This is a genomic window from Streptomyces sp. 13-12-16, from assembly GCF_002114215.1.
Taxonomy (GTDB): domain Bacteria; phylum Actinomycetota; class Actinomycetes; order Streptomycetales; family Streptomycetaceae; genus Streptomyces.
This window is the reverse complement of the sequence record NZ_NCTE01001350.1, coordinates 1-699: the sequence shown is the minus strand read 5'-3', so window position 1 is coordinate 699 and position 699 is coordinate 1. Positions and strand designations below refer to the sequence as shown.

The following is a 699-nucleotide window of genomic DNA, read 5'->3' as shown; positions in this document are numbered from 1 at the left end:
GGGTGGCGCGAGGTCGCCCGCGGCGCCCTGGAACCGCTCCCGCCACACCTCGTGGACGAGCAGCGCCCACAGGGTGGACGACGTGGTGTCGTCCGGACGGTGGGCCTGCGCGTCGAACAGGGCGTCGACGGCCGTGCCGTCGAGCCGTCCGTCGGCGGCCAGCCGGGCGGGCGTGAGCAGGTCCCGCGCGTGCTCCCACAGGGCGGTGCCGGGGGTGAGCATCGCGGTCACCGGCAGGGTGAAGGGCTGCTTGGGCCGGTCGAGCACGCTGTCGGGCAGCAGTCCCCGGGCGGCCGCGTACAGGGTGCGCTTGACCTGGTCGCCGTCGATGCGCAGCGTGTCGGGCAGCGCCCGGCCCAGGGCCACCACGGACCGCTGGCAGAACGGCAGCCGCACCTCGATGGAGCCGGCCATGCTCAGGTGGTCGACGCGGCGCAGGTGGTAGGCGGGCAGGCGGTGGCCGAGTTCGAAGCGGGTGATGCGCTCCAGGACGCTGCCGGGCCCGTGCAGCAGGTCCTGGCGGGCCGCCTCGGGCAGCGGGGGGACGTCCCACAGGTGGTCGCGGTAGGCGTCGGTGTAGAGCCCGGCGCGCGTGGCGGCCGGGGCGGCGGAGAGCGCGTCGAGGTAGGCGGTGCTCCAGTCGCCGCCGGCCGCGGCGGTCGTGGCGGCGGCGCGCATCCGCGCGTAGCCGCCGAACAC

The 699-nt window shown here is 76.7% G+C and carries 1 protein-coding gene; it reads right to left on the bottom strand.

What is annotated here, in order from left to right:
* Positions 1-699: asparagine synthase-related protein (locus tag B7767_RS40760; RefSeq protein ID WP_218775864.1), on the bottom strand; the 699-nt coding region annotated here is incomplete at both ends.